General features: G+C 28.6%; 17 protein-coding genes. 6 read left to right on the plus strand and 11 right to left on the minus strand.

Features of this window, described 5'->3' with window-relative positions; translation table 11 throughout:
• Nucleotides 1-43: 43 nt before the first annotated feature.
• Nucleotides 44-463, plus strand: a complete 420-nt coding sequence (locus tag AYWB_RS00495) for an HIT family protein (protein WP_041639793.1) — start codon at nt 44-46, stop codon at nt 461-463.
• Between the two features lie 338 nt (nt 464-801).
• Nucleotides 802-951 carry a hypothetical protein gene (locus AYWB_RS03845; RefSeq protein ID WP_160122690.1) on the plus strand — a complete coding sequence of 50 codons (150 nt, stop codon included), beginning with the start codon at nt 802-804 and terminating at the stop codon, nt 949-951.
• A gap of 829 nt (nt 952-1,780) precedes the next feature.
• Here AYWB_RS03845 and AYWB_RS00500 read toward each other — a convergent pair.
• The 11 genes from AYWB_RS00500 to glnS form a co-directional block, all read right to left on the minus strand.
• Nucleotides 1,781-2,224, minus strand: coding sequence for a class I SAM-dependent methyltransferase (locus AYWB_RS00500; protein WP_011412390.1), 444 nt, complete (start codon nt 2,222-2,224; stop codon nt 1,781-1,783).
• Between the two features lies 1 nt (nt 2,225).
• A complete protein-coding gene (rpoD, locus tag AYWB_RS00505) occupies nt 2,226-3,623 on the minus strand; it encodes an RNA polymerase sigma factor RpoD (protein ID WP_011412391.1) in 1,398 nt (465 codons plus the stop codon).
• Nucleotides 3,624-3,703: 80 nt separating this feature from the next.
• Complete coding sequence (dnaG, locus tag AYWB_RS00510) at nt 3,704-5,518, minus strand: DNA primase (RefSeq protein ID WP_011412392.1); 1,815 nt, start codon at nt 5,516-5,518, stop codon at nt 3,704-3,706.
• Between the two features lie 9 nt (nt 5,519-5,527).
• On the minus strand, nt 5,528-6,886 hold the full coding sequence (locus tag AYWB_RS00515; protein ID WP_011412393.1) for a glycine--tRNA ligase: 1,359 nt from the start codon (nt 6,884-6,886) through the stop codon (nt 5,528-5,530).
• 109 nt (nt 6,887-6,995) lie between these two features.
• Entirely contained in the window at nt 6,996-7,871 is an 876-nt protein-coding gene (gene era / locus AYWB_RS00520) for a GTPase Era (RefSeq protein ID WP_238374415.1), read from the minus strand.
• Nucleotides 7,872-7,979: 108 nt separating this feature from the next.
• The gene (ybeY, locus tag AYWB_RS00525; RefSeq protein WP_011412395.1) at nt 7,980-8,420 is read right to left on the minus strand and encodes an rRNA maturation RNase YbeY; all 441 of its coding nucleotides are present in this window, start codon (nt 8,418-8,420) and stop codon (nt 7,980-7,982) included.
• Nucleotides 8,421-8,618: 198 nt separating this feature from the next.
• Nucleotides 8,619-8,792 (minus strand): 30S ribosomal protein S21, encoded by a 174-nt coding sequence (rpsU, locus tag AYWB_RS00530; RefSeq protein WP_011160972.1) that lies wholly within the window; start codon nt 8,790-8,792, stop codon nt 8,619-8,621.
• Between the two features lie 241 nt (nt 8,793-9,033).
• Nucleotides 9,034-9,606: a YqaJ viral recombinase family protein gene (locus AYWB_RS00535; protein ID WP_011412396.1), complete on the minus strand. Its 573-nt coding sequence runs from the start codon at nt 9,604-9,606 to the stop codon at nt 9,034-9,036.
• Between the two features lie 10 nt (nt 9,607-9,616).
• Nucleotides 9,617-9,829 carry a hypothetical protein gene (locus AYWB_RS00540; RefSeq protein ID WP_011412397.1) on the minus strand — a complete coding sequence of 71 codons (213 nt, stop codon included), beginning with the start codon at nt 9,827-9,829 and terminating at the stop codon, nt 9,617-9,619.
• 109 nt (nt 9,830-9,938) lie between these two features.
• On the minus strand, nt 9,939-12,194 hold the full coding sequence (locus AYWB_RS00545; RefSeq protein ID WP_041639798.1) for an ATP-dependent helicase: 2,256 nt from the start codon (nt 12,192-12,194) through the stop codon (nt 9,939-9,941).
• Nucleotides 12,195-12,300: 106 nt separating this feature from the next.
• Nucleotides 12,301-13,968, minus strand: coding sequence for a glutamine--tRNA ligase (gene glnS, locus AYWB_RS00550; RefSeq protein WP_011412399.1), 1,668 nt, complete (start codon nt 13,966-13,968; stop codon nt 12,301-12,303).
• A gap of 1,594 nt (nt 13,969-15,562) precedes the next feature.
• Here glnS and dnaX point away from each other — a divergent pair.
• The 4 genes from dnaX (at nt 15,563) to AYWB_RS00570 (ending at nt 19,316) form a co-directional block, all read left to right on the plus strand.
• The gene (dnaX, locus tag AYWB_RS00555; RefSeq protein WP_011412400.1) at nt 15,563-17,524 is read left to right on the plus strand and encodes a DNA polymerase III subunit gamma/tau; all 1,962 of its coding nucleotides are present in this window, start codon (nt 15,563-15,565) and stop codon (nt 17,522-17,524) included.
• A 12-nt stretch (nt 17,525-17,536) separates the two neighbouring features.
• Nucleotides 17,537-17,821, plus strand: coding sequence for a YbaB/EbfC family nucleoid-associated protein (locus AYWB_RS00560; RefSeq protein ID WP_011412401.1), 285 nt, complete (start codon nt 17,537-17,539; stop codon nt 17,819-17,821).
• Nucleotides 17,822-17,896: 75 nt separating this feature from the next.
• Nucleotides 17,897-18,406, plus strand: coding sequence for a DNA-directed RNA polymerase subunit delta (rpoE, locus tag AYWB_RS00565; protein WP_011412402.1), 510 nt, complete (start codon nt 17,897-17,899; stop codon nt 18,404-18,406).
• Between the two features lie 175 nt (nt 18,407-18,581).
• A complete protein-coding gene (locus AYWB_RS00570; RefSeq protein WP_011412403.1) occupies nt 18,582-19,316 on the plus strand; it encodes a CDP-alcohol phosphatidyltransferase family protein in 735 nt (244 codons plus the stop codon).
• The last annotated feature ends 9 nt before the right edge of the window (nt 19,317-19,325 follow it).

Below are 19,325 nucleotides of genomic sequence, written 5' to 3' on the forward strand. Positions count from 1 at the left end.
TCCAATTTTATTTATCAAAAAAAACAAATTTAAAGGAGTTTTTATGTCAACTATTTTTACTAAAATTATCAAAAAACAAATACCTGGTTATCTACTTTATGAAGATAATTTAGTGGTTGCTTTTTTAGATATTACCCAAGCGACCAAAGGACACACTTTGGTGGTGCCTAAACAAGAATATCGCGATATTTTAATGGTGCCTGAAGTTGTTTTTGCCCATTTGTTTAAAGTAGTACATCAAATAAGCAAAGTATTAATTGATGTTTTTCAAGCTCAGGGAATCAATTTATTAAATAATAACGGCAAAGTAGCAGGTCAAACTGTTTTTCATTATCACGTGCATTTAATTCCTCGTTTTGATGAAAAAGAAATTAATGTAGTTTTTAAAAATAATGCTTCTTTGATGCTTCCTCAAGATTATGAAAAAGTTCAAAAAGCTATTTTAGTGCATTTGAATAAATAAAAAAATATATTGTTAAGGAAGCATAAAATAAATATATTACTGTCTTTCTTTTTTTAATAATAAAACCTTTACAAAATATTTTTTATAGAACTTTTTTAATTTATATCAAAAATGAAAAAAAACTTAAAAGAGGTGTTTTATGCAAATAAAACAATCAGAAAAAATATTTATATGGGTTTTTATGGGTCTTTTTACTTTGGCTTTATTTTTAGTTTATTTCATTAATGCAAACAAATATAAGAATAGAAAAAAATATTTTTATACTTCGGATGGTTTTTTTGTTAATGGTATAAAAAGGCTTTTGGAAAGTTGAAAAATATGGGCATTTTGGGTTTAAAGTGATATTTTATGATGGTACTTATGAAGATTTAATTTCAAACAACAAAGAAATTATTTATATTTCAGATAATAAAAATTCTCTTTATACTGGTGGGCTTTATTTGCAATTTGAAAAAGATTTTAATTACCCTCATTTTTATATTTTATAATTGGAAAAAAATAATTTTATGATAAAAAAATATAGATTAAAATTGCGGTTTGTACATATTTTTTTTCATTTTGCTAATAATTGTTTTTTTGGAATATTCAAAAAATCATTTTTCAAGATAAAAAAATTATTAATTTGTTATTATTTTTTACTAAACAAAGCAATATTTTAATCCTTTTTGTTTTAACATTTTATTTTTTTAAGCCTTTGTGAAATCAAAAATGGTTTTGTAATTCAGCCTTTATAGTGGTTATAGATATTTTGTTGACCGCTTTAATACATATTATATAATGATAGAAAAATTTCAAGCTTTTCAAAATCATCCTTTTTTATTTTTAAATCAATTTTAAAATACCTATATTACTATTTTATATTTTTTCTTTTTTTGTATAACTCCTTTTGGGTTGAAAAATAATAAATTTATATAGCCTACATTCATCCATTAATTTATGTTATTTTTTTATATATTGTTGTATTTTTATTTAAAATAGATTATATTTATGTTATTTTAAATCTAACAGCAACAAATAATAAGTCTTTTAAAGTTTATTAGTCATTTATTTTTTCTTTTTTTTGTATTTGTATCCTTTTTATCTAGAGTTATTCTGTAATTTTAAAATATATTATTTTTAAAGCTCAAAACAAGCCAATTTCTAATTAAAAACTTTTTGTAAAATATTAGCAAATCAAAATATTTTAATATAGCATTAAAACCAATTTAATTATTGGTCTTTTTTTTTATAAAATTGCACAATTATTAATTTATAATAAAAAAACCAAACTATTTTAATAGCTTGGTTTAATCATAGATGTGGAATTGGAAGCAAAAATTAGCTTTTGCGAGTTACTTTTAAAAAATGATAGAAAAATTTGTCAAATAAATGATATTCTTCTAAAATTTGAAAATCGTTTTTCCATAGCCATCCTTGAAGATAATCTTGATTACTTTGTGATCCTAATATAAAATGTTTACTTTTATCAGGAGTTTTTTCAAGTATTTTAGTGATAGCATAAGTTCCCATACCACAAATTAGGGCAAGATCAAAATCTTGGCAAATGTTTTGGAATCCGTCACTTAAACAAAAAGTAACTGGATAGCAAGTAAGGTTTTTTTGGGCTTGAAATAAAGGTTTTAATCTTATATCTGCTGCAATTGCTTGTTTTATATAGCCTTGTTGAAAAGCTTTTTTGAGGACTAAACCATGATCTGTGCCGATGTCTACAACAGTGTCATAATTTTTAGTAAGAGACGCAATAAAAGAGATTCGTTTCATTTTATTTGTGGTTGTGGTACAAACTTTTTAATTTGCTTTGTTTAGCTGGAGTTCTGAGTCGTCTTAGAGCTTTTGATTCAATTTGGCGGATTCTTTCTCTAGTAACTCCAAATAAAGTACCTACTTCTTCTAAAGTGTGGGTTTTTCCATCTAAAAGACCATAGCGCATTTTTAATACTTTTTCCTCGCGTTCAGTTAAGGTGTTTTCTAGGACTTCATCTAAAAGTTTTTGAGTTACCTCTTTCATCATGTATTCGTGGGGAGATAAAATATTGGGATCTGAGATAAAATCGCCCAAAGAAGTTTCGTCTTCTTCGTTTTCTCGTGCAGGGGCTTCCAAAGAGATGGGTTTTTTTTCGATATATTGGATGCTGCGAATTTTTTCAGCAGAAATATTCATTTTGTCGGCTAACTCTTCGACTGTAGGTTTTTTCTTAAGTTTTTGAGTTAATTTTCGAGTACAAAGTGCCATTTTATTAATAGTTTCTACGATGTGTACAGGAATTCGGATAGTTCTTGCTTGATCGGCAATCGCTCTTGTTATAGCTTGTCTGATCCACCAAGTGGCATAAGTAGAAAATTTAAATCCTTTTTGATAATCGAATTTATCTACTGCACGCATTAAGCCCATATTACCTTCTTGAATTAAATCAAGAAACAAAATTCCTCTTCCAATATAACGTTTGGCAATTGAAACTACTAATCTATAATTGGATTCTACCAAAATATCTTTTGCGCGTCTTGCTTGTTTGATTTGGTCATGTGCTTCTTGGAGTTGATCTTCGGATAATTCAATTTCTTTGGTTTTATGTTTGGCTAGCTTTTGTTTGGCTTGTTTTCCTAAAAAAACTAAAATGGATTTTTTTTGTTCTTCTGCCAGTGAAAGCAAAGGAATTTGACCAATTTCTTTTAAATACATGCGAACTGAGTCATCCATTTTAATATCAGAATGGATTTTAGAAATTTCTTCTTTAGAAATTTTTTCATCTTCATCTTCTTCTAATTCTGTGATTTTTTCATCTGATATTAAGTCTTCTTCAGAAATGTCAAAATCCTGGATGTCTTCTTCTGAGTCTTGCGTGTTATCTTCATCTTTGTTTTCATCTGTTTTTTCTAAATTTGCATTTGTTGATCCGGAATCAAAGTCAGTAAAAACATCATTGGGGGTATTTGTTTGGTTGTTTGTATCATTTTTATTGTGGTTTTTATTTAGAGATGTAGCTGCTTGTGTTTCGCAAGAAATAATTTGAATCCCTTGTTCGTTTAAGTTTTGTGCTATTTGTTGATATGGTATTTTTATGTTTTGATTTTGCAAAAAAGAAATAATTAATTGAGATGTTAGTTTTTTTTTTCTTCCAGCTTGCTCATTTAAAGTTTTGATTATGTTATCTAATTCCATTTATTAACTCCATTTTTTTTAATTAAAATTTGTCTATGAACTTGTTTTGATTTTGGCTTTTTGGATGATTTTTTGTTTTTTTAACAAAATATATCATTTACTAATTCGCTTAATTGTTGTTGTAATTGTTGTTTTTCTTTTTTGAGTTTGTCTTTGTTTTTTTGTAATTTGTTTTTTTCGGTATTATCTATTTGAAGTAATTTATCATTTAACTCATTTATTTTTTGTTGTTTTTGTTCTATTTTGTCTCTGATTTCTAATTCTTTTATATAATTGCTAAATATTTTGCCTTCTTTATCTTTTAAAAGAGGACGCTTTTGCATTTGGAAAAAATGATGTTTTTCTATAGATGTCAATAAATCATCAATATTTTCTTTAAATGTGGTGTTTTTTATTTCTTCCCAAGGAATATAGTTTTGTTGAGGATTTTTTTTGTAATAATTTTTAATATAGTTTAGTAGACAATTACATTGCAAGTCGTTAAAACCGGGGGTTTTTTTGATGATGGCAAATGTTTTGGGGTTTTGGGTTTTGAAAAAAGCAGCATTTAAAAGTAATTCTATGATTATTTCTATTTTAATGTCAAATTTGATTGCATTTAATTGTTGTTTGGTTTGAGCAATGTAAAGAGGTTTTGGGGTTTTGTCAATGGAGACTTGAGAATTAAGATTAACTGTTAGTTGATATTTTTTTTGTAAGTATTCTTGATAAATTATTTTGATTTCAAAGCTTGATGATTTGAACAGTTTTTGTAATTCTTTTTTGGTTTGAGTTTGGTTGTAATAATCCATTTTTTGACAAATCAAATCTACTTTTAAAGCTAAAAAATCTTTTAAATCATCGGTTAGGAGGCGTTGGTATTTTTCGGGCCCTTCAGTTTTGATGTATTCATCGGGGTCTAGATTATTGGGAAAAACCAATATTTGAACTTGGAAGTTGTTTTTTTGTAGAAAGGTTCCAATTTCTAAAGTAGCTGTTTTTCCTGCTTTGTCGCCGTCATAGGCAATAATTATTTTGTCGGTGAGTTTTTTTAATAGTCTAGTATGAACCGAAGTAAGATTGGTTCCCATGGTAGCAACTACGTTTTTGACTTGGGCTTTGAAAGATGCCATAACATCAAAAAAACCTTCATGCAAAATGACTGTTTGTTTTTTTCTGATTTCAGCTTGGTTTTCGTAGTATTGATATAAATTCTCGCCTTTTTTGAAAATTACTGTTTCGGGGCTGTTGAGATATTTAGGTATTTTATTATCTAAACTACGGCTGGAAAAAGCAACAATTTGGCCTGATTTGTTAGTGATGGGAAAAATGATGCGGTTTTTGAAAAAATCATAAAATTTTCCGGTTTTGTCGTTTTGATTGATGAGGTTTAATTTTTTGAGGTCATCAGGATCAAATTTAGCAAATTCAATTAAATAGCGTGATAAATGGGACGCTTTGGGAGCATAACCTAATTTAAATTTTTTTATGATTTCATTGCCAAAGCCTCTTTGTTCTAAATAATTGAGGACTTGTTTGTTATTTTTTAATTGATGGGCATAAAAATCTGTTGCTTCTTGCATGATGTTGTAGAATTTTTGGTATTGACTGGTGTTTTTTTGGCGCAGGGAAGTATTGATTCCTAATCGGGTTGCCAGTTCAAAAATGGCTTGATTTAAATGGATGTTTTTGATGCTTTTGTAAAAAAAAACAGGATTGCCGCCTTTTTTACAAGACATGCAAACTCCTATATTTCTTTCAGGAGAAACAGAAAAAGAGGGCGTTTTTTCATCGTGAAAAGGGCATAATCCCATGTAATTTTTACCTGATTTTTTTAATTGTACAAATTCTTGAACTAAATCAAGGATAGTCATTTTTTCGTTGATTTGATTAATTAATTGTTTGTTATCTTTCATTTTTATCCGTTATTTTAAAATGATTTTTTCTTGGATGTATTGTTTGACTTCTGTTAGCAAAAAGGTTTGTTGTTGGGCAGTGTCGCGATTTCTTAAAGTAATTATGTTGTGGGTAAGGGTTTGATCGTCTACAGTGATACAAAAAGGAGTGCCGATCATATCTTGTCTGCGGTATCTTTTGCCAATACTTTTGGTCTCATCGTAACAAACATCAAAATATTTGGCTAAATATTGATTGATTTCTTGGGCTTTGGCGCTGTGTTTTTTTTTGATTAATGGCAAAACAGCTACTTTGTAAGGCGCTAAAAAAGGGTGAAAAGAAAGGATTTGCCTTGTTTCGTTGGAAGTGCTGTTTTCGTGGTAATTGTTAATTAGAAAAGCAAAAAATAGTCTTTCTATTCCTAAAGAAGGTTCGATAACATAGGGTAAAATTTTTTGTTTGGTAGTTTCGTCAAAATAAGTAAGATCTTTTTTGGAGTTTTTTTGGTGGGTTTTCAGGTCGAAATTTGTTCTTGAGGCGATCCCCCAAAGTTCGTCAAAACCCCAAGGAAATTTGAATAAAATATCGCAGGTTTGTTTTGAATAATGGCTGAGGTCTTCTTTTTTGTGATCTTTAAATTTTAAATTTTGTGGGTTCATACCTAAAATAATTAAAAAATCATACATTAGTTTTTTCCAATGGTTAAACCAATGGGTTTCGGTACCGGGTTGGCAAAAAAATTCTAGTTCCATTTGTTCAAATTCACAAGTACGGAAAATAAAATTGCCTGGTGTTACTTCGTTGCGGAATACTTTTCCAATTTGGCAGACTCCAAAGGGAAGTTTTTTTCTGGTGGTTTTTAAAATATTTTTAAATTGGATAAAAATTCCTTGTGCTGTTTCAGGTCTTAAATATAGAGGTTTTGAGTTTTTCAAAATGACCCCTTGACGGGTTTGAAAAAGCATGTTAAAAGGTCTGATTGGTGTCCAGTTGGAAGTTCCTAAGACTTGGTTTTTGACTAAATAGTCATGCATTTGTTCGTAGGACCAACCGCTAATATCTAACTGCGGATCGTGTGTTTCGATGAGTTTATCGGCGCGAAATCTCTTGTTGTTATCTTGATTTTCAGTAAGGGGATCCGAAAAAGAATCCAGATGACCTGAGGCTTTCCATACGGCAGAATTAAGCAAAATGGAGCCGTCCAACAAAACATTATTGGGTTGTTCTTGGACAAATTTTTGCAACCAAGCTTTTTTAATGTTGTTTTTTAATAAACTACCTAAAGGTCCATAATCCCAACTATTGGCAAGTCCTCCATAAATTTCGCTGCCTGCAAACACAAATCCTGTTTGTTTGGCTAATGAAATAACTTTCTCTAAATTTTGCATCCCAAAGCTCCTTTTTGTTGTTGGTGTTAAAGTTTTGATCTTTGCGTTTTCGATTTTTACGTTTTTTTATGATTTTGTTTTTTGAGTTTTTTTTGTTAATTATAATTATTTAATATCCAAAGCGACTTAATAAATCTTTTTGATTACGCCAATTAGGATACACTTTTACCCATAAATTAATGTGAGTTTTGATTTGCAAATGGCAATTGAGGTCTTGGCGGACATGCGTTCCTATTTGTTTGAGCTTGGAGCCTGCCTTACCAATTAAGATTTGTTTTTGGGAGCTTCTTTCTACCAAAATCAAGCCCCAAATTTCTAATAAATGTTCTTTTTGTTCCATTTTTTCAATTATTACAGCTGAGGCGTGAGGAATTTCTTCGTGGACATAATAAAGGACCTTTTCGCGGATCATTTCTGCTATCCAAATTTCTTTTTTTTGATCAGTAATCATGTCTTTCGGATAGTAAGCGACTCCTGGTTTGATATTTTGATAGATATTTTCTTTTAAAAAAGTGGTGTTTTTGGCTTTGATAGCGGAAAGTGGGATTACTGTTTGAAAAGAAAAATGATTTAAATAGCTCAAAATAATAGCATCAATTTGGCTTTTGCTTTTTAAACTGTCAATTTTGTTGATGACTAAAAAAACTGTTTTTTTGGTTTGAAAAATTATCTTTAATAAATCTTCTTCTTTGGGATGATAAAAGGAATCTGTTAAAAAGAGAATTAAATCAACGTCTTTGATGCTTTGAAAAACGATGTTGTTCATTTTTTGGTTCAATAAATGTTTGTATTGGTTAATTCCTGGGGTGTCTACAAAAATATATTGGGCGTTAGAATCGTGGCAAATGCCAATAATTTTGTTTCGTGTTGTTTGGGGTTTGGCGCTTGTTATGGCCACTTTTTGCTGGGTTAATGCGTTTAGAAGAGTGGATTTGCCGACGTTTGGTCGTCCCAAAATAGCAATAAAACCAGATTTAAAATCCATGTAAGTCCTCAATTTCTTGGTTATTTTTTTGTTTTTTATTTTTACTTGTTGTTGTTTTTGTGTGTGTTTTATTATTTGTTTTTTCTTGGATTTGGGGGTTTTGCTGTTTTATTTGGTTTTGTCTAAATTGAGACCTACTTTTTGTAAAATTTTTTCTTGTAAAGCAAGCATTATTTGAAACTCTTCTTCGGTTCGATGTTGATAACCTTTAAGATGCAAAAAACCATGCACTGCTAAAAAAGCAATTTCGCGTTCTAAACTGTGCTTGAATGTTTTTGCTTGTTCTTGGGCTTTGGGAAAAGAAATAAAAACATCTCCTAAAGAATTGTCTTCTAAACCTGCAAAAAAAGTTAAATCATTATGAAAAGACAAAACGTCTGTTGGATAATTTTTTTGGCGATAAAAGGAATTAAGTTCTTGAATTTTTTCGTTGGTAACAAAAATGAGATGCATTATTTTTTTTTCTTTGATGGGCAAAAACATTTTAATTAATAAAGATTTAAAAGGTTTGATGCAAAAAGAAGTTTGATTATGTATTTTAATGATCATTTAGTATTTCCTATTTGTGGTTGTGGTTGCAGTTGTTTTTTCGTAATTTTTCAAAATGAGATTATTTTTTTGATGATTTTAACTAACGTTTGAATGAATAAAATAAAAAGACATTTTCAAAAAAACTTAATAAAATATAATAAAACATAAAATAAAAAAAAGCAACTTGTTTCAAGTAGCTTTTAATTGATTAAAACATTAACGCTTTTTACTACGCATATTTTTTTGGCGATTTTTCTTTTGTACACTTGGTTTAATATAATGTTCTTTGCGACGCGCTTCTGCTAGGACACCAGATTTAGAAACTTCTCTTTTAAAGCGACGTAGCGTTTCTTCGATAGTTTCTCCTTTACGAAAAACAGTTTTTGGCATTAATATCTCCTTTCCACAATCTCAAAATTAAAAATTACCAATACTAATTATATTGTATCTCTTTTTTTGTTTTTTGTCAATAATAAAAAGAGATACAATATAATTAAATATTTACTTAAGTGGTTTTTTCTTTTTTTAGGGTCGTTTTCTTATGGTAAAATTTGTCATTAAATGTGGTTAAATTAAATGAAATATTTAATATGTTATTTTTATTATAAATGAGTAAATTTTATAGTTTTTTTTATGGTTGTTTTTGTAATTGTTTAGTTTTTAAGTATAATTGAAAAAAACGATTGCACTGTTCCAACATGTTTGTGATAAAATTCTGGTCTCCCTTGACTTCGATAGTTTTGTTGGTTTGGTCGTTTTGATAGACTAAAAAGTAAGCTTTAATTGGTTGGGAACAATAAATTTGGGCTTGGAGTTGGGCATAATAGATATTAGGGATTTTGTCTTCATTCAAAAAGTTTTGCCAAGTATAAGAGGCAAAAGAAATAGGGCATTTGATTTCTAAGAGGCTTTGAGATTGGACGTCCCATCCATCCAAAGAAGCAGACATGAAATCTTTGACAAAGACTTTTGGTTCGAATTGCATTTTTTGTGTTTGGTTGAAAAAATTTCTTGCTTTGGGTTCTAAAGTTCGTCCGCGTTTCATTGCTTCGTTGTCTTCGATTGAAGTTCCAAAAACTTTTCTTTTTAATAATTGTTCTTTGGTTTCAAATGGATTTAAGCCCATGATAGCTGCTACTTCGGAAGCATTAATGTATTTTTTGCGATGATTGTGCCAAGCTAAGGTATTTTGTTCTAATTGCATATGGCATCAACTATTGTTGGCACCAAAGGGAAAGTCCAAAAAAAGCCATGGTTAAAACAGTAAGAAAGCAGTTTAAGAAGAATTGTTCGCCTTTAACTTTGCGTCTTTGTTTTTGTTCGGAAAAAGAATTTCCCAAAGAAAAGCTGTCGTTGCTATCTGCTAAAAATAAAGTACTTAAAACGATAAAAGTACAAATAGTTACAAAAAAAACTGTATAATTCATAAAAAATCTCCTTTGAATTTTAATTTTGATTTGTTGTTTTTTTAATTTTTTGGTTTAATAAAATAATGATGGGATGATTCGTTTTTTTCATCAATGTTTAAAAATTTACTTACTCTTTTATTTTAGCAAGAAAATCATTTGTATTTTCAAATATTTTTACATTTTGGTAATTTATAAAACGCACTTGGATTAAATCTTGCATGATAGCTTCAACTACACCTAAGCCGAGAGTTTTGTGTTTGACTTTGTCTCCTTTTTGAAAAAAGCCATTTCCATTAGTGAAAGATGCTTGGTTTGATTGGTTAGGTTGAAATAAATGTGGGGAAAAATAATTTGATCTTGGCGTTTCTTTTTGAAAAATTCCCATTTCTTGTAAAAAGCGCGAAGGTTGGCTGTCTATTTGTTTGCCGTATGAAAATCTTTGATAAGCCCCAGTTAAAAATAACTTTTCTTCAGCTCTTGTAACTGCTACATAAGCTAGACGTCTTGATTCTTCTAAATCGCTTTTTTCTTTTTGGTTACAATCAAAAAAAATATCTTCAAAAGCAGTTATAAAAACCACTCTAAATTCTAAACCTTTGACTTTGTGAATAGTAGAAAGTTTAACGCGATCGTTTTTGCTTGGGTTTTTGGAGTCTTGTTCGGTTTGTTCGTTAGTTTCATTATACAAAGATATTTGATCTAAAAGTTGGGTTAATTTTTCAAAAATGCTTCCTTCCAAATTTTTTTCTGCTTGCATAAAAACTGATTTTAATTCTTCTATGTAATATAAATCAGAATCAGAATCTTTTATTGATTGCATTTTGCAAGTTTCATCGTTTTTACGACAATACTCAATTTTTTCATCAATATAAGTAATTATATCACTAAGACAGTCAAAAGAATCATTAATTAGTTTTTGGCGCAAATTTGTAATTAATTTTTTTAATTCGTTTAGTTTAGTTTTTGCATTTGGTTGAATTGGAGTTTGGTCTAGGTATTTAAGGGTGTCAAAAAGAGTTATTTTTTTTTCTTGAGCAAGTTTTTCTAGATGTAAAAGAGAAGTTGTTCCAATGCCTCTTTTAGGGGTGTTAATGATACGTTTAAAATTAAAATCTTGTGAGGGATTTGCAATAAAATTGAGATAAGCTAAAAAATCTTTGACTAATTTGCTTTGGTAAAAGGAAGCACCTCCAAAAACTTGATAAGGAATGTTGTTTGCTAAGAATTTTTCTTCCAAAGGGCGTCCCAAAATATTAGTGCGATATAAAATAGTAAAATCTTGATAGCTATAAACACCTTGTAAAACGAGGTTTTGTATCGTTTTTGCGATGTATCTTGTCTCTTCTTTGTAATCTGCAAAAAACTTGCAAATAACAGGCTCTCCTCCGCTTTTAGTGCTTTTGAGATTTTTTTTAAAAAGGTGGGCTTTGTTGTATTTGATTAAAAGATTGGCTTTGTCTAGAATATTTTTAGAAGAACGGTAATTTTCTTCCAAAAAGGCTATTTTAGGTTTAAATTTGTTTAAGAATAATTGGCTGTTTTCAAATCTGGCTCCTCGAAAAGAATAAATGTTTTGGTCAGGATCCCCTACTACAAAAATATTTTGGTGCTCTTTGGCTAAAAGAGTTAAAATTTGGTATTGAAAAAAATCAGTATCTTGGAATTCATCAACTAATAAATATTGGAATTTTTGTTGATAAAAAACCCTTACATTGGCATTTTCTTGGAGCAGTTGGTGCGTGTATAAAATTAGGTCATCAAAATCAACTAAATTGTTGTTTTGCAAAAAAATTTGATATTTGACTTTTATTGGCATTTCGAATTCGTATTTTTTTTCACGTTGATAATTCTTTTCTTTTTGGGTTGAGTGTTGCAAAGTATCTTCATTTTGTGGTTCGTGTTTTCTTTTAATATCAGAAATGCTTTTTTTTAATTCACTAATTTTTACTCTTTTTGGATCTATGTTCATTTCTTTTAAAATGTCTTTGAGGATTTTTTTGCAATCATTGTCATCTAAAATTTTGAAATTGTTGCGATATGAAAATGGCAAAAAGGGAATAAATTTTCTCAAAATTTGGGTTCCTAAAGAGTGAAAAGTGCAAATAGTAATGCCTTTGGTTTTTTCTTTACCAATCATTTGGTCAAGTTTTTCTTTCATTTGTTTAACAGCTTTGTTGGTAAAAGTAAGGGCTAAAATTTGGTTGCTTGGCAATTTTTTTTGTTCGATTAAATAAGCAATTTTAGCAGTTAAAGTGGTGGTTTTACCAGTTCCTGCGCCTGCTGCTAGATAAAAAGATTTAGCATTGCTTGTGACTGCTGCAAGTTGGGTTTGATTCAAGGGTTTATTTAATTTTTCTAAAAAATTGTTTTTATTGGAAAACATTTTTATACCTTTTATTTCGTTGTTTATCATTTTTGTTTTGTTTGGTTTTGTAGTGTTTTTTTTGTTGGTGTGATTTGGTGGTATTTATTTTTTTGGGAGAACAAATTTATTTTTGAGGATTTGATTTTAAGCTTACTACTTCATTGAAATTAAGTTCTTGCGTTTGATCATTTGTGTCTTTGATGATTTTGTCTGCTGCAAAATAACCTTGTCTGAGAAATTGAAAATGATTTTGAAAACAACAGCATTTTTTTAAACTTGATTCTACAAAACCTTTTTTGATATGCCAGGATTTTTCATTGAAATTGCCATTTTTGCAAAGTAGTGGAGTAAAAAAATTAAAAGTGGCTTTGCAAGCAGTCTTTACTTCTGTAAAATGAATAGTTCCGTTTGGTTTTCTGTCTTTAAAACCGCTGCCGCTTTTGGTTTGGGGGTCATATGTGGCAAGAATTTCTGTTATTTCTCCTTTTTTGTTTTTGACAACGTCATAAGCTTTAACAAAATAAGCATGAAATAATCTCACTTCTTCGCCCAAAGTCAATCTTTTATAATTTTTATCTAGTTTTTGGAGTGCAAAATCGTCTTTTTCAATGTAGAGATGACGGGAAAAATAAATTTCTCTTTCTTGTTTTTTTCCTTGGGTTTGTGTTGCATTTCCACAATTACAAGTATTAAAATTATTAGTCCAAGGAGCTTTGAGAGTTTCTATTTGGTTTTCAGGAAAGTTAGTAATAGTAAGTTTGAGAGGGTTTATGACTGCCATTCGAGGCAATGATTTTCCTTTGAGGTCATCTCTTACAAAAGATTCTAACATTTCTTGTTTAACTTGCGAATTTACTTTGGATAAGCCTGTTTCAAGGATAAAATTTTTGATAGCTTCAGGAGTATAACCTTTTTTTCGGATGCCTGATAAAGTTGGCATTCTAGGGTCATCCCAACCTTTTACTAATTTTTTTTCTACTAAATTATTAAGGTGCCTTTTACTCATCAAAGTTTGTGTGAGATTAAGTCTTCCAAATTCAATTTGTCGTGGAGTGTGTTTGGCTTGGGTTTCTTTGATTATCCAATCATATAAAGGTCTGTGGTCTTCAAATTCCAAAGAACACAAAGAATGTGTGATGTTTTCAAAGGAATCTTCCAATGGATGAGCGTAATCATAGGTAGGGAAAATATGCCAATGTTTTTGTTTCAAAGTAAAAGCAGAAAGAATACGGTACAAAATGGGGTCTCTTAAATTAAGGTTAGGACTTTGCATATCAATTTTGGCGCGCAAAACTTTGCTGCCTTCTGCAAATTCGCCTTTTTTCATTTTTTCAAATAGCAAGATATTTTCTTCAATACTGCGATTGCGATAAGGAGAATTGGTGCCTTTTTGGTTTAAATTACCACGACTTTGGGCAATTTGTTCAGCGGTTTGGTCATCAACATACGCTTTTCCTTGTTTGATTAAAAAAAGTGCCATTTGATACATTTTAGGGAAATAATCTGAGGCAAAAGTGATTTTGTAAGGAGTGTAGCCCAGCCATTTGATGTCGTTGAGGATGGCATTAACATAAATTTGTTTTTCTTTGGAAGGGTTTGTGTCATCATATCGTAAAAGGGTTTTTCCTTGAAAAAAATATGCCAATTCAAAATTAATAATGATAGCTCTGGCGTGCCCTAAATGTAAAAAACCATTGGGTTCAGGCGGGAAGCGTGTAATTATTTGGCTGCATTTCTTGTTTTGGAGGTCTTTTTGAATGATTGTTTTGATGAAATTTGATTTTTTTTGCATTTTATAAGTCCTTTTTCTTTTTTATTTGTGTTCTTGTGTGATGTTGGGTTAATTTTTGCATATCTTTTGGTTAATTTTTAATAATATTTTTTAGTTAAAGATTTTGTATTTTGAAAGTTTTTATTTGGGAATTATTTCGTTTCGGTAATTTTAGTTTTTGTCTCCAATTTTTTATTAGGTAATTTAGTTATTTTATTCATGGTTAGAAATATAATTAAGGATTTTAAAATAGACTTCCAAATATCGTTGTTAATGTCATATTCTTTATATATTTTAATCAAAACACTCTATTATATTATACTAGTATTTTAAAAATATTTTTCATTTATAAACTAACTGTTTCGTTTATTTAGATAAATAAATAATCTTTTAAAATAGCAAAGAAAAAATAGATTTTATACAATTTCAAGATCACATTATTAAACCTTTAGATAACAAATAAGATAATAAAATCGATATTATAGTTTATCAATATAAAAAAATATAAATTAATTTAATCTCATTGTTCCCTAAAAACTAGACAATTAAATATTTTGAAATAATATAAAGACCAATTTTTAATTTGTTTTTTTTGTTATATATGATAAAATCTAATTTTGTACTTTTTTTCTTATGATATGTTATAATAAAATTATAAATACTAATTTTGTTAATTTGTTAAATTATCTTAATTAGTAATAATTTTTTAAAGTATAAATTAAACTTTAAAAAAGAGTTAAAAAATATTCAAAAAAAATTGGAGTAAAGCTATGATTAATTAAATAAACACATAAAATTTAGTACGCGATATATTATAATAAAAAGGATATCGAAATAACAAGATATTATGGCAGAAGAACAAAAATCTAATAATTCCAAAATTAATAATTTACTTAAAAATGCTTCAAAAAGCGGCAATCGTGAAGGGTAACCAGATTTTATTATAAGTTTTTTAAATAAACTCGACACTTTAATTTGGATAAATGTTAGAATGGAAAAAAGTAAAATTAAATTACCCAATATATATTAATCAAAATCCAGACTGGAAATTCATGGAAGATTATATTAAAATTTTGAATTATAGTTTTAATTTGAAATCAATAAATCACTAAAAAGATAATAGTTAATTTTTGTTGTATTTTCCAAGAACCATTTTTTAACACTCATAAATATATCCCAAATATTAGTTAATTAAAAAAATAATGAAAATAATTAACAAGATCAACTTATAAAGTTGATCTTGTTTTGTTTTTTTAAAAAAATATAAAAAAACTTATTTATAAATGCTTAAAAATTAGTTTTTAAATTACCTATTTTTTTAAAAAAATTCCACCATTAAGATAAAAAAATCAAAAAATTTTAGTAAAATAATAATTAATAATCGAATTTATTTGTTTTTTCATTTTCTAATATCTCTTAATAATAAATATTTTTTCTAAAAAGTTAAACATTGTATTTATATATTTAAATAATTAAACTAAATTAAACCTTTATTTTCATCTAATAATGTGTTATAATATTTAGGAGTTTTTTATATAAAATTTTTTTTATGTTCTAATTTATCTTTATTTATTGTTGTGGTTTGGGCATAGTTTAATCAAAGGAGTTTTTTTTAGTGTCTTATTTAGTTTTATACAGAAAATACAGACCACAAACTTTTGCAGATGTTGTTGGTCAAGAAATTATTATCCAAACTTTAAAAAATGCCATCAGATACCAAAAAATCAATCATTGTTATCTTTTTAGTGGCAATAAAGGCACTGGAAAAACTACTTTAGCCAAAATTTTTGCCAAAGCCATTAATTGTTTGTCGCCCATTCAAGGAGAAGCGTTTTGTTCTTGTCATTTTTGCCAAAACTTCGCCAAAGCAAACACAGATATCACAGAAATTGATGGAGCTTCTTATAATGGGGTTGACGAAATCAGAGAATTACAGGACAAAGCCCAATACAAAGCTCACGCAGGCAAATACAAAGTCTACATTATTGACGAAGTTCACGTACTTACGCCCAACGCTTTTAATGCTTTGTTAAAAATTTTAGAAGAACCGCCTGAACATGTAGTTTTCATCTTGATTACTACCGAAATTTATAAAATTCCTGACACGATTTTTTCGCGTTCCCAAAGTTTTGCCTTTGAGAATTTGAATCTCAAAAACATCACTGCACAATTAACCAAAATTGCTGCTTTGGAAAATATGTTTATCACTGAAGACGCCATCAAAAGCATTGCTTATCATTCGGAAGGCGGAATGAGAAATGCCCTTAGTTTGTTAGATCAGGTAAGTGCTTATCAAAACAATTTGATCACTTCAGAAGATGTTGCAAATATCAAAGGTACAGTATCTGCTAGCGTTATCAAAAAATTGTTTCAAAATCTACTAAAAAAAGAAGCGACCAAAACATTGCAGCTCCTTCATAAATCAATTGATTCAGGCAAAAATATTGATATTTTAATTTTAGATTTAATTGATGCTATCAAAGATTATTTAATTTGCAATGCCAAAAATAAAAAATATTCCAAAACTTCGCAACTTTCCCAAGCTCAAAAAATATTATTGTTAGAAGAAACAAACCACATTGATCATTTTTTAAGAACCTTAATTAAATTACAACAAGACCTCAAAAAAAGCGATCAAAAAAAATCTTTGGTAGAAATTGCCTTTTTGCAAATATGCTCTTTACATTCTTTTCAATTTCAAGCTGATTTACAAGAATTCCAACAATTTGTAACAAATAAAACAAAAATTTCCAATAATAATCAAGCATTGCTTGAATTAGATGAAACAAATGCCGAAGAGCATTATGAACCAACAAAACCCATCCAAAAAAAACTAGAAAACCCCCCTTTTTACAAAACAGAAGAAATTAAATCAATTCAATTTACTCCAATAGCAAACAAAAAAACACCAAAAATAGAAAAAATAGAATATCTTCATTCAACCCTAAAAGATTTACAACCTCAAAATAATTCTACTATCTCTGAATTGACTCAACAAAATAACTTGCCTTCCCAAAACTCATTAGGAACCAAATCACCAACAAAAACACACCCTTATTTTTGCAATTCATCTCTTTTTGATTTAATATCATTTGCAATTAATATTTTATCTAATCAAGACAAACCAACCAAAAACACAATAACAAATTTTTGGAAAAATTTAAAAAATCATTATTCTGCTCACAGTTATTATAAAAGTGTAGCCGAAATTTTGGATAGAGGAACAATAGTTGCTTTGAGCCAAACCCAACAAATTATTTTAGTTTTCGAAGATGAAGATGTCTTTGAACTTGTTTTACAAAAAAACATCAAACAAAAAGCTTTAGAAATTTTGAATAATGAAACTTTTGCAATTACAGAATACATTGCTTTTTTAAAACAAGATTGGCAAGCCTTAGAAATTTTTTACAACAAAAACTATCCTCATACAAACCCATCATTAATTGCACAATTCACAGCTACTTGCAATTTTGATCTTGACTTGTATCGAATCAAAACGACTAAATCAAGCAAACCTGCTATTATTCAACTAGCTTATGATTTTTTTGGCAAAGATATAGTAGAAATAATTAACTAGGAGCAAAAAATTATGAAAAGACAATCTAATATGTTTGAAAAATTAAAAAAAATGCAAGAAGCAATTGAAAACGCTCAACAACAATTGGAATTACAAGAATTTATTGGCAAAGCAGGGGATGTAGAAATTGTTTTACAAGGCACCAAACAAGTCGTAGATGTTATTATTTCTCAAATTCACAATAAGGCAATTCTCCAAGAAAGCGTTTTGTTAGCTTTTAATGCTGCTTTGAAAAAATTAGAAAGAAAATCTAAAGAACTCATGCAAAAAGCATCTGGAGATTTGATAGAATTCTAAGTTTTTTTTTGTCCCCTATATTTTTCTTTTTTATTTTATCGCTTATCATATTATTACATTAAAAGGAGGCATTTTATGAAAAAAACCAAAACTCCAAAATCACTTTTGGAAACGGCTTATGACATTATGAAAAAACATCAAAATCCTGTTTCGGTCTATGATTTATTAAAACAAACATTGCAAAAACATCAAATCTCAAACAACAATCCCAATTTAGCTAATCAACTTTATTTAGACATCACTTTGAGTGGGAAATTTGTTTTTTGCGAAAACAATCAATTAATTATTAAAGAAAATAATAATTTTTTTTGGGATAAAGATTTTTTTGAAAAAACTAAAACTTCAAACGACGAGCCTCTAGACGAAGATACCAATTTACAAGAATTAGATTTTGAGGATTTCCTTTCTGACAAAGACACTAACCAAACTGACCCTCTAAAAGATGTTTTGCTTGATTTAGAAGGCGAACCTTCAGAAGAACAAAACAAAGATGATGACAAAATTGAAGATGATATTATTTTAGAAGATAAAGATGATTACGAAGATCCATTAGAAGAAGAATACGAACATCTTTATGAAAAATAATTATTACTTTATAATTCGCATTTACAAACAACCAATCAATAATTATCAAGTTTTTTCTTTTCAATGATATCCTTTATTCTTGATGGATAAGGGATTCTTACTTTTTTATTCACCCAAACTCTAAATAACTAAAAATGGTTTAATAAAAAACATTAGTAAAACGAGGTTAAATAATATGTTTTTAGGTTTTTACAATTATACAACTTATTTAACTCATCTAAATTTAATGAGTGGTTTTTTTGGCATTGGCTTTGGTGCTTGCGGTAAATACACCTCTGCTTTAATTTGCCTATTAATATCAGGCGTTTGTGATATGTTCGATGGTGTTGTAAGTCGAACCAAAAAAAATCGCAGTCTCACAGAAAAAAGCTATGGCATTCAAATTGACTCTTTAGCTGATATAATAAGCTTTGGTGTCCTTCCTATTTTTATTAACTATTCTTTGAGTTTCAAAGATAAAACTTCAACATTAAATAAAGAAGGTTGGTTATTTGCGCTTGTTTGGATAGTTTGGGGTTTTTATCTTTTGGCAGCCTTAATTAGACTTGCTTATTATAACGTTTTAGCTGAAATCCAAAAATACAACTCCCAAAGCCCTTCTTATTTTACAGGTTTGCCTGTAACTGCAGCTGCTATTTTATTTCCTTTTTTATTTTTAGCTAAGTTTATTTGCAAAACTTGGTATTTCAAAAGTTTAGGTTTTATCGAACAAAGACTTACTTTTTTTTGGATTCATTTTGCCTGCATGTTGCTTTTAACTTTTTTATTTCTTTGTAAAAAAATCCATTTCCCCAAGCCAAAAGCCAAAACTACAATAACAATTATTTTATTATTAGCGCTAAATTTTATCCTATTTATGTTGTTTAAAATCTTATTAAAATATTTGTTGCCAATATCAACCACAAAGTGAGTAATTTAA

Origin of the sequence: Aster yellows witches'-broom phytoplasma AYWB (genome assembly GCF_000012225.1) — a bacterium.
Taxonomy (GTDB): Bacteria; Bacillota_I; Bacilli_A; order Acholeplasmatales; family Acholeplasmataceae; genus Phytoplasma.

Coding starts and splice junctions, on each gene's coding strand:
- AYWB_RS00495 (WP_041639793.1), top strand. CDS start 44: ATGTCAACTATTTTTACTAAAATTATCAAAAAACAAATACCTGGTTAT.
- AYWB_RS00500 (WP_011412390.1), bottom strand. CDS start 2,224: ATGAAACGAATCTCTTTTATTGCGTCTCTTACTAAAAATTATGACACT.
- rpoD (WP_011412391.1), bottom strand. CDS start 3,623: ATGGAATTAGATAACATAATCAAAACTTTAAATGAGCAAGCTGGAAGA.
- dnaG (WP_011412392.1), bottom strand. CDS start 5,518: ATGAAAGATAACAAACAATTAATTAATCAAATCAACGAAAAAATGACT.
- AYWB_RS00515 (WP_011412393.1), bottom strand. CDS start 6,886: ATGCAAAATTTAGAGAAAGTTATTTCATTAGCCAAACAAACAGGATTT.
- era (WP_238374415.1), bottom strand. CDS start 7,871: ATGGATTTTAAATCTGGTTTTATTGCTATTTTGGGACGACCAAACGTC.
- ybeY (WP_011412395.1), bottom strand. CDS start 8,420: ATGATCATTAAAATACATAATCAAACTTCTTTTTGCATCAAACCTTTT.
- rpsU (WP_011160972.1), bottom strand. CDS start 8,792: ATGCCAAAAACTGTTTTTCGTAAAGGAGAAACTATCGAAGAAACGCTA.
- AYWB_RS00535 (WP_011412396.1), bottom strand. CDS start 9,606: ATGCAATTAGAACAAAATACCTTAGCTTGGCACAATCATCGCAAAAAA.
- AYWB_RS00540 (WP_011412397.1), bottom strand. CDS start 9,829: ATGAATTATACAGTTTTTTTTGTAACTATTTGTACTTTTATCGTTTTA.
- AYWB_RS00545 (WP_041639798.1), bottom strand. CDS start 12,194: ATGTTTTCCAATAAAAACAATTTTTTAGAAAAATTAAATAAACCCTTG.
- glnS (WP_011412399.1), bottom strand. CDS start 13,968: ATGCAAAAAAAATCAAATTTCATCAAAACAATCATTCAAAAAGACCTC.
- AYWB_RS00560 (WP_011412401.1), top strand. CDS start 17,537: ATGAAAAGACAATCTAATATGTTTGAAAAATTAAAAAAAATGCAAGAA.
- rpoE (WP_011412402.1), top strand. CDS start 17,897: ATGAAAAAAACCAAAACTCCAAAATCACTTTTGGAAACGGCTTATGAC.
- AYWB_RS00570 (WP_011412403.1), top strand. CDS start 18,582: ATGTTTTTAGGTTTTTACAATTATACAACTTATTTAACTCATCTAAAT.